The 13,491-nt window shown below is 67.9% G+C and carries 12 protein-coding genes; 5 read left to right on the top strand and 7 right to left on the bottom strand.

What is annotated here, in order from left to right:
* Nucleotides 1-47: 47 nt before the first annotated feature.
* Nucleotides 48-1,073, bottom strand: coding sequence for an amino acid ABC transporter substrate-binding protein (locus LE197_RS34580; RefSeq protein ID WP_003119272.1), 1,026 nt, complete (start codon nucleotides 1,071-1,073; stop codon nucleotides 48-50).
* A 296-nt stretch (nucleotides 1,074-1,369) separates the two neighbouring features.
* Here LE197_RS34580 and LE197_RS34575 point away from each other — a divergent pair, with 296 nt between their 5' ends.
* On the top strand, nucleotides 1,370-2,017 hold the full coding sequence (locus LE197_RS34575) for an alpha/beta hydrolase (protein WP_003105021.1): 648 nt from the start codon (nucleotides 1,370-1,372) through the stop codon (nucleotides 2,015-2,017).
* Nucleotides 2,018-2,032: 15 nt separating this feature from the next.
* Here the strand turns inward: LE197_RS34575 and LE197_RS34570 are convergent, their stop codons facing one another.
* Nucleotides 2,033-3,931: an acyl-CoA synthetase gene (locus LE197_RS34570; protein WP_057393067.1), complete on the bottom strand. Its 1,899-nt coding sequence runs from the start codon at nucleotides 3,929-3,931 to the stop codon at nucleotides 2,033-2,035.
* 283 nt (nucleotides 3,932-4,214) lie between these two features.
* On the opposite strand from LE197_RS34570, the gene rhlB reads away from it, so the two are divergent.
* The 4 genes from rhlB to dauR all read left to right on the top strand — a co-directional run bounded on the left by rhlB (nucleotide 4,215) and on the right by dauR (nucleotide 8,691).
* Nucleotides 4,215-5,738, top strand: a complete 1,524-nt coding sequence (rhlB, locus tag LE197_RS34565) for an ATP-dependent RNA helicase RhlB (protein WP_031761570.1) — start codon at nucleotides 4,215-4,217, stop codon at nucleotides 5,736-5,738.
* Nucleotides 5,739-5,898: 160 nt separating this feature from the next.
* Nucleotides 5,899-6,846, top strand: coding sequence for an NAD(P)H-dependent anabolic L-arginine dehydrogenase DauB (gene dauB / locus LE197_RS34560; RefSeq protein ID WP_003119268.1), 948 nt, complete (start codon nucleotides 5,899-5,901; stop codon nucleotides 6,844-6,846).
* Nucleotides 6,847-6,868: 22 nt separating this feature from the next.
* On the top strand, nucleotides 6,869-7,996 hold the full coding sequence (gene dauA / locus LE197_RS34555) for an FAD-dependent catabolic D-arginine dehydrogenase DauA (protein WP_196752364.1): 1,128 nt from the start codon (nucleotides 6,869-6,871) through the stop codon (nucleotides 7,994-7,996).
* Nucleotides 7,997-8,058: 62 nt separating this feature from the next.
* Nucleotides 8,059-8,691, top strand: a complete 633-nt coding sequence (dauR, locus tag LE197_RS34550; protein WP_003113779.1) for a transcriptional regulator DauR — start codon at nucleotides 8,059-8,061, stop codon at nucleotides 8,689-8,691.
* Nucleotides 8,692-8,714: 23 nt separating this feature from the next.
* Here dauR and LE197_RS34545 read toward each other — a convergent pair whose 3' ends face one another.
* The 5 genes from LE197_RS34545 to narJ all read right to left on the bottom strand — a co-directional run bounded on the left by LE197_RS34545 (nucleotide 8,715) and on the right by narJ (nucleotide 13,489).
* Entirely contained in the window at nucleotides 8,715-9,506 is a 792-nt protein-coding gene (locus LE197_RS34545) for an ABC transporter substrate-binding protein (protein ID WP_003118292.1), read from the bottom strand.
* A 637-nt stretch (nucleotides 9,507-10,143) separates the two neighbouring features.
* A complete protein-coding gene (gene moaA, locus LE197_RS34540; RefSeq protein WP_003092949.1) occupies nucleotides 10,144-11,133 on the bottom strand; it encodes a GTP 3',8-cyclase MoaA in 990 nt (329 codons plus the stop codon).
* A gap of 56 nt (nucleotides 11,134-11,189) precedes the next feature.
* A complete protein-coding gene (locus tag LE197_RS34535; protein ID WP_061363182.1) occupies nucleotides 11,190-12,008 on the bottom strand; it encodes a peptidylprolyl isomerase in 819 nt (272 codons plus the stop codon).
* Nucleotides 12,009-12,062: 54 nt separating this feature from the next.
* The gene (narI, locus tag LE197_RS34530; RefSeq protein WP_003092953.1) at nucleotides 12,063-12,746 is read right to left on the bottom strand and encodes a respiratory nitrate reductase subunit gamma; all 684 of its coding nucleotides are present in this window, start codon (nucleotides 12,744-12,746) and stop codon (nucleotides 12,063-12,065) included.
* A 2-nt stretch (nucleotides 12,747-12,748) separates the two neighbouring features.
* Nucleotides 12,749-13,489: a nitrate reductase molybdenum cofactor assembly chaperone gene (gene narJ, locus LE197_RS34525; RefSeq protein WP_003092956.1), complete on the bottom strand. Its 741-nt coding sequence runs from the start codon at nucleotides 13,487-13,489 to the stop codon at nucleotides 12,749-12,751.
* Between the last annotated feature and the right edge of the window lie 2 nt (nucleotides 13,490-13,491).

The raw sequence follows: 13,491 nt of genomic DNA, 5'->3' as shown, positions 1-13,491 counted from the left end.
TGTTATCGGATTGTCGGTGCTGGCGAGAGTTCAGCCAGCCCCGCCGGTCAGCGAATCGGCGGCGCATAGTGCAGGCCGCCGAGATTCCATTGCGCGTTGAGGCCGCGCGGCATCTTCAGCGGGCTGCCGTCGCCGACGTTGCGGGCGAAGATCTCGCCATAGTTGCCGACCTGGCGCACCATCTGCACCACCCAGTCGCGCGGCAGTTGCAAGTCCTTGCCAGCGTCGCCCTCGCTGCCGAGCAGGCGGGCGACGTCCGGGTTGCGGCTGTCCCTGGCCTGGCGCTCGACGTTGCTCGAGGTGACCCCCAGCTCTTCCGCGTTGAGCAGGCCGTACAGGGTCCAGCGAACGATGTTGAACCAGGCTTCGTCGCCCTGCCGCACGGCCGGGCCGAGCGGCTCCTTGGAGATCACTTCCGGCAGTACCACGTACTGCTCCGGCTTGGCCAGCTTCAGGCGCTGGGCGTAGAGCTGCGACTGGTCGGAGCTGAGCACGTCGCACTGCCCCGCCTCCAGGGCACGGGCGCTCTTCTCGTAGCTGTCGTCGAGCACCGCCTTGTAACGGATGCCGTGGGCCCGGAAGTAGTCCGCCACGTTCAGCTCGTTGGTGGTGCCGGACTGGATGCACACCGTCGCGTCCTTCAGTTCGCGGGCGCTGGACACGCCGAGCTTGCGATTGACCAGGAAGCCCTGGCCGTCGAAATAGGTGACGCCGGTGAAGTGGATGCCCAGCGCGGTATCCCGCGAGCTGGTCCATGAGGTGTTGCGCGACAGCAGGTCGACCGTGCCGGACTGCAACGCCGAAAACCGCTCGGTGGCGGACAGCGGGGTGAAGCGCACCTTCTCGGCATCGCCGAACAGCGCGGCGGCCAGCGCCCGGCAGATGTCGACGTCGAGCCCCTTGAAACGGCCCTTGGCGTCGGCGTAGGAGAACCCCGGCAGGCCGTCGCTGACGCCGCACTGCACGTAGCCCTTGCGCTTCACCGCATCCAGCGTCGCACCGGCCTCGGCCGTGGCGCTGGCGCCGAGGCAGACGGCGGCCAGCAGCAGCCAGGTACCTTTCATTATTGTCATCTGTTCGCCACTCCCTTCGCCGCCCCTGGGTGAACCGCCGGCCCCGCGCCGGTCGCTTCCCGGGCCGGTCGCCGCACTGTAACCGCAAGCGCTGCGGCACCGGCAGAGGCAGCCGGCGGCGCGACGGCGGCGGGCGACGAACGGCGTACCCGGCGCACTTCCCTTAGCAAAGCGCATCCGCGGGAAATTGGCGAATGCATGATCTGCGACAATCTGGCCGACTTGCGAGCGGGAAAGCGCCTGTTGTCGAATGGTCCTCCCATTCCGAACGCATATGCCCCCTGCCTGGAGCCGTCATGAGCGAACCCCTGATCCTCGATGCCCCGAATGCCGACGCCTGTATCATCTGGCTGCACGGCCTGGGCGCCGACCGTACCGACTTCAAACCGGTGGCCGAAGCCCTGCAGATGGTCCTGCCGAGCACCCGCTTCATCCTCCCCCAAGCGCCGAGCCAGGCGGTGACGGTCAATGGCGGCTGGGTCATGCCGAGCTGGTACGACATCCTTGCCTTCAGTCCAGCGCGGGCCATCGACGAAGACCAGTTGAACGCCTCCGCCGACCAGGTCATCGCTCTCATCGATGAACAGCGCGCCAAGGGCATCGCCGCCGAGCGAATCATCCTCGCCGGTTTCTCGCAGGGCGGCGCGGTGGTCCTGCATACCGCCTTCCGCCGCTACGCCCAGCCGCTCGGCGGGGTGCTGGCGCTATCCACCTACGCGCCGACCTTCGACGACCTGGCGCTGGACGAGCGCCACAAGCGGATTCCGGTCCTGCACCTGCACGGCAGCCAGGACGACGTGGTCGACCCGGCGCTTGGCCGCGCGGCCCATGACGCCTTGCAGGCGCAGGGCGTGGAGGTGGGCTGGCACGACTACCCGATGGGCCACGAGGTGTCCCTGGAGGAAATCCACGACATCGGCGCCTGGCTGCGCAAGCGCCTCTGACGCCCGGAGCTTCTCTCAGACGGCGTGCAGCCGGTAGTTCAGCGCGTAGCCGCCGAGCAGCTCTTCCAGCGCCGCCTGGCGTCTTTCGTCAAGCGCGGGAACGTGCAGGTGGGCGAGCTGGCCGTGGCGCTCGTCGGCGACCACCTCCACGCGGATATCCTCGGCGATCCTCCGGCTTTCCTCCTCCAGCACCCGGCGGATCGCGTCCAGGCGCAGCGCCGGCTTGAAGGTCTTGCCCACCGCGGTGACCGGCATGCTCTCGATCAGCCAGATATCCTTGGGCACCGCCGCGCGCTCCGGTACGTGGCGGCTGGCGTGCTCCAGCAGCTCTTCCTCGCTGGCGCTGGCGCCGGGCTTGAGCTGGATATACGCCACCGGCAGCTCGCCGGCCTTGGCGTCCGGCTTGCCCACCGCCGCCGCCAGGGCCACGGCCGGATGCCGGTGCAGCGCTTCTTCGATCATCTGTGGGTCGATGTTGTGGCCACCGCGAATGATCAGGTCCTTGCTGCGCCCGGTGAGCCAGATGTAGCCGTCCTCGTCGATACGACCGAGGTCGCCGGTATTGAACCAGCCATCGCCGACCCAGATATCGCGGTTCCGGTCCTGTTGCAGGTAGCCCTTGAACACCGTCGGGCCCTTCAGGCAGAGGTTGCCCACCTCGTTCGGCGCGGCATCGCGCAGGTAATTGCCCTCGCCGTCGAGCACCACGACCTTCACCTGGCAGTACGGTAGGCGCAGGCCGATCGAACCCGGCCGGCGCTCGCCGCCACGCGGGTTGCAACTGGTGCCGCAGGTACCTTCGGTGAGGCCGTAGCCTTCGATCACCTTGAGCCCGGTACGCGCCTCGAACTGGCGGATCAGCTCCACCGGCATCGGCGCCGCGCCGCACAGGGCGAAACGCAGGCTGGACAGGTCGCGGCCATCGCTGGGGACCTGCAGCAACGCCGCGTAGATGGTCGGCACGCCACTGAAGCTGGTGACCCGGTAGCGCTCCACCAGCTTCCAGAAGTTCTGGATCAGGGTCGGATTGCGGTAGCCCTGGGGCCCGGCCAGGAGCACCTGGGCGCCGCGATGGAAGGGCGCCAGGCCGGTAACCATCACGCCGTTGACGTGGAACAGCGGCAGGCCGCAGAGCAGCACGTCGTCCACCCCGTAGTCGGCGTTCAGGCCCATGATCTCGGCCATCGCCACCTCGTTGAAGTGGCTGTGCGGCGCCAGCTTCGGCGTGCCGGTGGTGCCGCCGGTATGGAAATAGGAAGCGACGTCGTCCGGATGGATCGCCCGTCCGCTCTCCAGGCGGTCTGCCGGGCAGTCGGCGATCAGCGTATCGAAGTCCAGCACGCCCTCCGGCAGCGGCCCGCGCTGGGCCTTGAGCGCCTCGCGCTGCGGCGCCGGCAACAGGTTGGCCGGATCGACCACGACGATCGCGTACAGCTCCGGCAGCTGCGCGCGCAGGCCGGCGACCTTCTGCCACAGGTCGGTGCCGGGGAACGGCGCCAGGGTCACCAGCACCCGGGTGTTGGAGGCGCGGATCAGCTCGGCGATGTGCTCCGGCTCCAGCAGCGGGTTGATCGCATTGACGATCCCGGCAGCCTCGCCGCCCCAGATCACGTAGTGGGTCTGCGGCAGGTTGGGCAGCAGGAAGGACACCGCCTGGTGGCTTTCCAGGCCCAGCCGGTGCAAGGCGTTGGCGGTCTGGGTGACGCGGGCGAACAGCTCGGCATAGCTGATCCGCAACGGTTCTTCGGCGGCGCTGCCATGCAGCAGGCAGCTCAGGGCGATACGCTGGCCGTGGCGCTGGGCCGAGCGTTGCAACAGTTCGTAGGTGCTGGACGGCAGGTCGCGCTGTTCCAGCGGCACGCGCTCCAGGGCTTCGATATCGCTCAGCCCGACGATCGATGGGGACGGATTCATGGTTTTCTTGTTCTTCCGTTGGTGAGTGGGCGGACACTCGCCGGATCGCTCCGGCACCGTCCCGAAGATGCCACCCCCGTCGTCGCCCTACCGTTGTCTTTTTGTAGCGCGCCACCGGTCGCGCGCACGAGTCCTCCCGAAGGCTGCCCCGGGAGCTTCGCGCAGCCCCCTCCAGGCCCCGTCCGGCCAGGGCTGGAGGGCGCCGGCCAAGCATGGATTTCTCCCCGCTGGCAACATGCTTTACACTGGCGCCCGTTCATTCCTTAACCACTACGAGATGGCCGTGCTCAAAGCACTCAAGAAAATCTTCGGCAAGGCCGACGGAACCCAGCCGCAGAGCGGTTCCTCCCCGGTCCCGCAAGGCCCTGCCGGCGCTACCGTGAAAGGTACCGCCCCCACCGGCGAAAAGCCGACCGAGAAACGCCCACGCAAACCGCGCCCCCCGCGCGCCGACAACGAGTCCGGCGCCCCGCGCGCCGCTGAAAAGGCCGAGAAAGGCGAAAAGCCCGCCAAACCCGCCGGCAAAGAAGGCCGGGACGCCAAGCCGCGCAGCGACAAGCCGCGCCGCGAACGCAAGCCGAAGCCGGTGGACAACTGGAAGTTGGAAGACTTCGTGGTCGAACCGCAGGAAGGCAAGACCCGCTTCCACGACTTCAACCTCGCCCCGAGCCTGATGCACGCCATCCATGACCTCGGCTTCCCCTACTGCACCCCGATCCAGGCGCAGGTACTGGGCTTCACCCTGCGCGGCCAGGACGCCATCGGCCGCGCCCAGACCGGCACCGGCAAGACCGCCGCGTTCCTCATCTCGATCATCACCCAATTGCTGCAGACCCCGCCGCCGAAAGAGCGCTACATGGGCGAGCCGCGCGCGCTGATCATCGCCCCGACCCGCGAACTGGTGGTACAGATCGCCAAGGACGCCGCGGCGCTGACCAAGTACACCGGGCTGAACGTGATGACCTTCGTCGGCGGCATGGACTTCGACAAGCAACTCAAGCAGCTGGAAGCGCGCTTCTGCGACATCCTGGTAGCCACCCCAGGCCGTCTGCTGGACTTCAACCAGCGCGGCGAGGTGCACCTGGACATGGTCGAGGTGATGGTCCTCGACGAAGCCGACCGCATGCTCGACATGGGCTTCATCCCGCAGGTCCGGCAGATCATCCGGCAGACCCCGCACAAGGGCGAACGCCAGACCCTGCTGTTCTCGGCGACCTTCACCGACGACGTGATGAACCTCGCCAAGCAGTGGACCGTCGATCCGGCGATCGTCGAGATCGAGCCGGAGAACGTCGCCAGCGATACCGTCGAGCAGCATGTCTACGCCGTGGCCGGCAGCGACAAGTACAAGCTGCTGTACAACCTGGTGGCGCAGAACAACTGGGAACGGGTGATGGTCTTCGCCAACCGCAAGGACGAAGTCCGCCGCATCGAGGAACGCCTGACCAAGGACGGCATCAGCGCCGCCCAGATGTCCGGCGACGTGCCGCAGCACAAGCGCATCCGCACCCTGGAAGGCTTCCGCGAAGGCAAGATCCGCGTCCTGGTGGCAACCGACGTGGCCGGCCGCGGCATCCACATCGACGGCATCAGCCATGTGATCAACTTCACCCTGCCGGAAGACCCGGACGACTACGTGCACCGTATCGGTCGTACCGGCCGCGCCGGCGCCTCGGGCACCTCGATCAGCTTCGCCGGCGAGGACGATGCCTTCGCCCTGCCGCCGATCGAAGAACTGCTGGGCCGCAAGATCACCTGCGAGATGCCGCCGGCCGAACTGCTCAAGCCGGTACCGCGCAAGCACTGAACGCAGGCGTGGAGAAAAAAGGCGAAGCCATCCGGCTTCGCCTTTTTCGTTTCTGCGACACGCAGGTGCCGCCGTCGGTCATCGAGGCGGGTCGGCGCTTGCCCGGCAATACCTTAAAGTCCAGAATGGACAAATTGTTTACATCCATTCCGGAGATCGCATGAGCGCCGCCACTCCCCTGATCGTCCAGCAGGCCGAAGCCGAGCAACTGCTCGCCCGTATCGACGTCCTCCAGGCCATGCGCCAGCTGTTCCTCGACCTGGCCGCCGGCCAGGCGCTCCAGCCGGCCCAGCAACTGGTGGAGTTCCCCGCCGGTCGCGGCGACTTCATCAACTACCTCGGCGTGCTCGCCCAGGAACAGGTCTACGGAGTCAAGACTTCACCCTACATCGTTCGCGAACAGGGCCCGTTGGTCACCGCCTGGACCCTGCTGATGTCGATGCAGACCGGCCAGCCCTTGCTGCTCTGCGATGCCGCCCGGCTGACCACCGCGCGCACCGCCGCCACCACCGCCGTGGCGGTGGATGCCCTGGCTCCGGCCGAAGCCGGCCGCCTGGCGCTGATCGGCAGCGGACCGGTAGCCCATGCCCACCTGCAATACGTGAAGGGCCTGCGTGACTGGCAGGGCGTGCGAGTCCATTCGCCGTGCCTGGACGAGCGCCGCCTGCAAAGCCTGCGCGCCATCGACCCGCGCGCCGAAGCCGCCGGCAGCCTGGAGGAAGCGCTGGACGAAGCCGATGTGATCCTGCTCTGCACCTCCTCGGCCCGAGCAGTGATCGACCCGCGCCAACTCAAGCGCCCGGCGCTGGTCACCTCGATCAGCACCAACGCGCCCCGCGCCCATGAGGTACCGGCGGAAAGCCTGGCGGCCATGGACGTCTATTGCGACTACCGGCACACCACCCCAGGCTCCGCCGGCGAGATGCTGATCGCCGCCGAACAGCATGGCTGGAGCCCCGAGGCGATCCGCGGCGACCTCGCCGAACTGCTCAGCGGCCAGGCGCCACGTCCGGAATACCGGCGCCCGGCGTTCTTCCGCTCGATCGGCCTGGGCCTGGAAGACGTAGCCCTGGCCAACGCCCTCTACCGCCTGCGCCAGGCAGGCTGATCGCGTGATGCAGGAGAGCAGCATGATCGAAGCGGATTACCTCGTCATCGGTGCCGGCATCGCCGGCGCATCCACCGGCTACTGGCTGTCGGCCCACGGCCGGGTCGTGGTGCTGGAGCGCGAGGCGCAGCCCGGCTACCACTCCACCGGCCGCTCCGCCGCGCAATACACGGTGGCCTACGGCACACCCCAGGTGCGCGCGCTCACCGCCGCCAGCCGGGCCTTCTTCGACAACCCGCCGGCCGGCTTCTGCGAGCATCCGCTGCTCAGCCCGCGTCCGGAAATGGTGGTCGACTTCAGCGACGATCCGGAAGAACTCCGCCGTCAATACGAAAGCGGCAAGGCGCTGGTGCCGCAGATGCGCCTGCTGGACGCGGAACAGGCCTGCTCGATCGTGCCGGTGCTGCGTCGCGACAAGGTCTTCGGCGCCACCTACGACCCCACCGGCGCCGACATCGATACCGACGCCCTGCACCAGGGCTACCTGCGCGGCATCCGCCGCAACCAGGGGCAGGTCCTGTGCAACCACGAAGCGCTGGAGATCCGCCGGGTCGACGGCGCCTGGGAAGTCCGCTGCGACGCCGGCAGCTACCGCGCGGCGGTGCTGGTCAACGCCGCAGGCGCCTGGTGCGACGCCATCGCCGGGCTGGCCGGCGTCCGCCCGCTGGGCCTGCAGCCCAAGCGCCGCTCAGCCTTCATCTTCGCCCCGCCGCCGGGCATCGACTGCCACGACTGGCCGATGCTGGTCAGCCTCGACGAATCCTTCTACCTGAAGCCGGACGCCGGCATGCTGCTCGGCTCGCCGGCCAACGCCGATCCGGTCGAGGCCCACGACGTGCAGCCCGAGCAACTGGACATCGCCACCGGCATGTACCTGATCGAAGAAGCCACCACCCTCACCATTCGCCGCCCGGAACACACCTGGGCAGGGCTGCGCTCGTTCGTCGCCGACGGCGACCTGGTGGCCGGCTACGCCGCCGATGCGGAAGGCTTCTTCTGGGTCGCCGCCCAGGGCGGCTACGGTATCCAGACCTCGGCGGCGATGGGCGAGGCCAGCGCCGCGCTGATCCGCCACCAGCCGCTGCCGGCGCACCTGCGCGAGCACGGCCTGGACGAGGCGATACTGTCGCCGCGCCGCCTGTCCCCCTGATGACCCGGCGGCGGGTTTGCGGCACACTCGCCTCGCCCGCCGTCCCACGAGAGTTCCTGCGCATGAGCCCGAGCCAAGACCCCAGCCTGGAGAACTACCGGGCGATCGCCGACGGCATCGCCACCCTGTTCTTCCCCCACGCCGAAGTGGTCCTGCACGACCTGCGCAGCCAGCGGGTCGACTACATCGCCAACAACCTGTCCAAGCGCGAGGTCGGCGACGACTCGGCGCTGGAAGACATGCTCGAAGGCGATAGCGACGAGCGCAACATCGGTCCCTACGAGAAGCTCAACTGGGACGGGCAGAAGATCCGCTCGGTCAGCACCGTGCTGCGCGACTCCGCCGGCCAGCCGCTGGCGGTGCTGTGCATCAACCTGAACATCAGCCTGTTCGAGAGCGCCAAGGCGGCACTCGACCTGTTCCTCTCGCCGAGCAAGCTGATCCCGCAACCGGACGCGCTGTTCCGCGACGACTGGCAGGAGCGCATCAACACCTTCCTGCACGGCTGGCTGCGGCAGCGCCAGCTCGGCTTGAACCTGCTGACCCGCGAGCACAAGCGCGAACTGGTCCTGGCCCTGCACGCCGAGGGCGCGTTCAAGGGCAAGAGCGCCGCCAACTATGTGGCCAACGTGCTGAACATGGGCCGGGCGACGGTCTACAAGCACCTCAAGGAGCTGAAGGAAGGCGGCGACTGACGGCAGCCGCCGCCGGCGAGCGGTCAGTCGCCGTAGATGTCGCTCTTGAAGTACTTGCCCTCGATGCGCTTGTAGGTCCCGTCGGCACGAATCGCGTCGATCGCCGCGTTGAGCTTGCCGACCAGCTCGGCGTCCCCCTTGCGCACCGCGATCCCGGCGCCCTCGCCGAAGTATTTCGGGTCCTTGAACTCCGGCCCGACGAAGGCGTAGCCCTTGCCGCGCGGGGTATCGAGGAAGCCGGTCTGCAACGGGATGGAGTCGGCGAAGGTGGCGTCGAGGCGGCCGGCCACCAGGTCCAGGTAGATCTCGTCCTGGCTGGTGTAGCGCACCACTTCGGCACCGGCCTTGGCCAGCACCGCACTGGCGAAGCGGTCGGCGGTAGCGCCGCGCTGCACGCCGATGCGCTTGCCGGCCAACTGGCTGAAGCTGTCGTCGAGCTGGGCGCCTTCCTTCATCACCAGGCGGCCCGGCGTGAAGTAGTACTTGTGGGTGAAGTCCACCGAGCGCCGGCGTTCCTCGGTGATGGTGATGGAGGACAGCGCGGCGTCTATCTTGCGAACTTTCAGCGAGGGAATCAGGCCATCGTACTCCTGCTCGATCCACTGGCACTTCACCTGCATCTGCGCGCACAGCGCGTTGCCGATGTCGTAGTCGAAGCCGGCCAGTTCGCCTTCGGCGGTCTTGAAGGAAAACGGCGGGTAGGCGGCCTCGATGCCGATCCGCAGGTTGCCATCGGCGGCGACGGCGGATCCGCTGGCGAGCACGCCGAGCAGCAGGCCTCCCAGCAGGTTCTTGGTGTTCAGCGACTTGATCATGGACGACTCCAGGGGTGACGAAGGTGCGCCCGCGGCCCGGGCAGGAAACAGACGGTGATCCGCCTTTATACTTTTCGTCCAATCTGGACCAAAAAGTATACATCGTCAATCGCCGTCCCTCCTCCGCTACCCCTCCTTACCTCCTTCGAGGAATAGGCCCGCCGGCCCGCGGGACTTAGTCTTGAGCCATACACAGCCACCCCGCGAGGTGTTCCGCTACGCAGACATCACCCCTTGCTCCATTTCAGCTATCACGGTTAAGGCTCTATTTACGCCTGGATCCCCGCGTCACGCTCATGCCGCGGGGATTTTTTCGTTTCGTCAACGCCCTTGAAAGGCTTCGCTACCCGTCGCAAGCCGCGCTCCGCCAGCTAGCGCGTCCAGGTCGGCGCCGAGCGCGAGTACCGAAGGGTGCCTGAGCGACGTACGGGACTAGGCCGGGCTGGACATGCCCGGCCACCCGGACGCGCGGCGCAGCTAGGTGATCGCACGCAGTTCCTGCGACGGTTATGCCGTGATGTTTTCCGGGGGCGAGCTGTACAGCAGCGAGACCGGCGACGAGACCCTGCTGGCCTACCAGAAGAGCGGCCTCGCCCTGGCCGCTGGCGAAGGCCCGCTGGAGGCGCCCCGAGTCGCCTCAGCCGCCGCTCATGTTCATGAAGCGCAGCACCTGCACCTCGCCGGCGGCGCTGAATTCATGGCGCGCCGGCTTGCGCTGGAGCGCCTCGCCGATCGCTTCCAGCAACGGTCCGTCGTGCAGTGGGTGGCGGCGCAGCAGCGCGCGCAGGTCGAGCGAATGCTCGTGGCCGAGGCACAGCAGCAGGCGGCCCTCGACGGTCAGGCGCAGGCGGTTGCAGGTGGCGCAGAAGTTGTGCGAGTGCGGCGAGATGAAGCCGATACGTGTCTGCGGATGCTCGACCAGGCGCACGTAGCGCGCCGGCCCGCCGCTCTGCTCGGCGCTGTCGAGCAAGGCGTGGCGCTGGGCGATCAGCGCGCGTACTTCGTCGCTGGAGCAGAAGCTCTCGCCACGTTCGCGGCCGACCTGGCCAAGCGGCATCTCCTCGATGAAGCTGATATCCAGGCCGCGGGCGATGGCGAAGTCCACCAGCGCCGGCACCTCATCGGCGTTGCGCCCCTTCATCACCACCGCGTTCAGCTTGATCCGGCGGAAACCGGCGGCCTGGGCGGCGTCGATGCCGGCCAGCACCTTGTCCAGCTCGCCGTTGCGGGTGATCGCCCGGAAGCGCAGCGGATCGAGGGTATCGAGGCTGATGTTGAGACGCGACAGGCCGGCGTCGTACAACGGCCGGGCGTAGCGCACCAGTTGCGAGCCGTTGCTGGTCATGCACAGTTCGCGCAACCCCGGCAGTGCCGCCAGGCGCTCGCACAGGCCGACGATGCCGGGCCGCACCAGCGGCTCGCCGCCGGTCAGGCGCAGCTTGCGCACACCGCCGGCGACGAACAGCCGGGCGACCCGCTCGATCTCCTCCAGGGTCAGCACCTGCTGGCGCGGCAGGAAGCGCATGTCCTCGGCCATGCAGTAGACACAGCGGAAGTCGCAACGGTCGGTGACCGACAGGCGCAGGTAGTCGATCTGTCGGCCTTGGCCATCGATCCAGTCGGTCATGTCCTGGGTACTCCGATTGATGTGCGGGAGGGAGAGGGAAACATCGGCACCGAAGGCTATTGCACCAGCGCCCCATCCGCGTCCTCGAAGGCGAAGCCCTCGATACAGGCGTCTCCCGCCAGCACGCCGATGTACTGCCCCACGGCCCGCTGCAACACCTGCGCTTGCAGGTGCGCGGCGATCTGTGCGCGGGCCGCGTCGAAGTCGAGCGGCTCGCCGCCTTCGCGCGCCAGCAGTTCCACCACATGCAGGCCATAGCGGCTTTCCAGCGGATGCTCGAGCAGCCCGGGCGCGCGGCGCAGCAGGCGCTTCTCGAATTCGGGGACGGTCTGCCCCGGCTCGATCCAGCCAAGGTCGCCACCCGACTCCTTCGACGGGCAGGCGGAAAAACGCCGGGCCAGGTCGACGAAGCGCTCGGGATGCCCGCGCAACTCGTCGAGCAGCTCCGCGGCCTGCTTGCGCGCCGTCTCGCGGCCCTCCAGGTCGTCCGGCGCGCAGGCCAGCAGCACATGGCGCAATTGCAGGCGCCAGGGGCCGAGCAGGCGTCCCGGATTGGCCGCGTACCAGGTCCGGCAGGCGTCTTCGTCGGCTTCCGGGACCTGCACCTCTTCCTCCAGCAATTGGCGGATGCGCGCTTCCTCCGGCGTCTCGCCGTCTTCGCAGCGGGCCTCGATGCCCAGCGCGTCGGCCCGTTGCAGGAGCAACTGGCGGACGATCAGCGCACGGCAAGCGGCCTCCAGCGCCAGCGCGTAGCTGTCCGCCGGGTGGTATTGCAGCTCGCGGGCCAGCAGGTCTTCGCCGATGGCCACGCCGTTGACCTTCAGTTGCGGCAGTTCGACCTTCTCGACGCGTTCTTCGTAGTGGGAGCAACTCATGATCGATCACCTCGGTTCGGCGGGCCGGCGCCGGATGCGCCGGCCGCCCAGGGTTCAGGCAGGACGTTTCTGACGCACGATCTGGTAGCGCCGGCCCAGGTACCACACCGGCGCGCTGACGATGTGAACCAGGCGGGTGAAGGGGAACAGCACGAACAGGGTAAGGCCCAGGCCGACGTGCAGCTTGTAGACCAGGCCCACCGGCGCGATGGCCTCGGCCGCCGCCAGCGGACGCAGGGTGACGATGGCCTGGGCCCAGTCGGCGAGCATCACCATCACCGAGCCATCCATGTGATGGGTCGAGGCGACGATGGTGGAGAGGCCGAGGATCAGCTGGGCGTAGAGCACCAGCAGGATCATCAGGTCGGAGGCGTTGCCGGTGGCGCGCACCCGCGCGTCGGTCAGGCGGCGCAGGATCAGTCCGCTCAGGCCGATGAAGCAGAGCACGCCGAAGAAGCCGCCGGAGACCATCGCCAGCAGTTGCTTGTTCTCGGTGCTGATCAGGTGGTGGTAGACCGAGGCCGGGGTCAGCAGGCCGACGAAGTGGCCGGCGAGGATGAACAGCACGCCGACGTGGAACAGGTTGCTGTATACCCGCATGCCCTTCTTGCTGAGCATCTGGCTGGAACCGGCCTTCCAGGTGTACTGCGAGAGGTCGAAGCGCGCCCAGCTGCCGACCAGGCAGATCAGCAGCGCGACATAGGGATAGATCCCGAAGAACAGAAGATTGGTCGACATGCTCAGACTCCTTCGCGGGCCGCGCGGTACTGCATCTGCGGTACCGGCTGGGCGACCCATTGCAATGGTTGTTCGGTGGACGCCGTCGGACGGCGGCCGCTGCTCGACGGGCAACCGCCGGCAGGGTCGGTGAAGCTCACCGGGGTTTCCTCCCAGGCCCGGTCGATGGCCTCCAGGCTGTCGTCGCGCTGTTCCTGGGCCTGGTCGCGACGCAACGCGCCGAGGTCCGGGCGCTCGCCGCCGAGTTCCAGCAACGCCTCGAAAATCGCCGCGTAGGCGCTGCCACGTTCCTCCAGGCGCAGCGCCAGCAGGCCGAGGATGTGCGCCACTTCGGCGAGCCCTTCGCTGGCCGCCGCGAACGGCAGCAGCGACAGGTATTCGAGGTACAGCGGCAGGTAGTCCGGCAGCTCCGGTACGTCGATTTGCAGGCCGGCCCCGGTATAGCGGTCGAGCAGGTCGACCATCGCCTGGCCACGGTCGCGGCTCTCGCCGTGGACGTGCTCGAAGAGCAGCAGCGAGACCGAGCGGCCGCGCTCGAAGAGACCGTCGTAGCGCGCCTGGACGTCCAGCAGGTCGCCCTGGCAGAGCTCGTTGAGCAGCGCCGCGAGGCCGTCGCGCAGCGCTTCCGGCAGTTCGCAGGTGCGGATCAGCGCATGCAGGCCGAGGCTCTCCTCGCGCAGCTCGGCGCGTGGATAGTCGAGTAGCAGGGCGAGCAGGCGGAACAGTTGGCTGTGATCGTTCATGG

The sequence above is a fragment of the Pseudomonas sp. PS1(2021) genome, assembly GCF_020405165.1.
GTDB lineage: Bacteria > Pseudomonadota > Gammaproteobacteria > Pseudomonadales > Pseudomonadaceae > Pseudomonas > Pseudomonas aeruginosa.
Note: the sequence above shows the minus strand (reverse complement) of the source record. Positions and strands in the feature narration are given on the sequence as shown.

Bases quoted from the DNA above. Each gene is read 5' to 3' on its own strand.
- LE197_RS34580 (WP_003119272.1), bottom strand. From the start codon at position 1,073: ATGACAATAATGAAAGGTACCTGGCTGCTGCTGGCCGCCGTCTGCCTC.
- LE197_RS34575 (WP_003105021.1), top strand. From the start codon at position 1,370: ATGAGCGAACCCCTGATCCTCGATGCCCCGAATGCCGACGCCTGTATC.
- LE197_RS34570 (WP_057393067.1), bottom strand. From the start codon at position 3,931: ATGAATCCGTCCCCATCGATCGTCGGGCTGAGCGATATCGAAGCCCTG.
- dauB (WP_003119268.1), top strand. From the start codon at position 5,899: ATGAGCGCCGCCACTCCCCTGATCGTCCAGCAGGCCGAAGCCGAGCAA.
- dauA (WP_196752364.1), top strand. From the start codon at position 6,869: ATGATCGAAGCGGATTACCTCGTCATCGGTGCCGGCATCGCCGGCGCA.
- dauR (WP_003113779.1), top strand. From the start codon at position 8,059: ATGAGCCCGAGCCAAGACCCCAGCCTGGAGAACTACCGGGCGATCGCC.
- LE197_RS34545 (WP_003118292.1), bottom strand. From the start codon at position 9,506: ATGATCAAGTCGCTGAACACCAAGAACCTGCTGGGAGGCCTGCTGCTC.
- moaA (WP_003092949.1), bottom strand. From the start codon at position 11,133: ATGACCGACTGGATCGATGGCCAAGGCCGACAGATCGACTACCTGCGC.
- LE197_RS34535 (WP_061363182.1), bottom strand. From the start codon at position 12,008: ATGAGTTGCTCCCACTACGAAGAACGCGTCGAGAAGGTCGAACTGCCG.
- narI (WP_003092953.1), bottom strand. From the start codon at position 12,746: ATGTCGACCAATCTTCTGTTCTTCGGGATCTATCCCTATGTCGCGCTG.
- narJ (WP_003092956.1), bottom strand. From the start codon at position 13,489: ATGAACGATCACAGCCAACTGTTCCGCCTGCTCGCCCTGCTACTCGAC.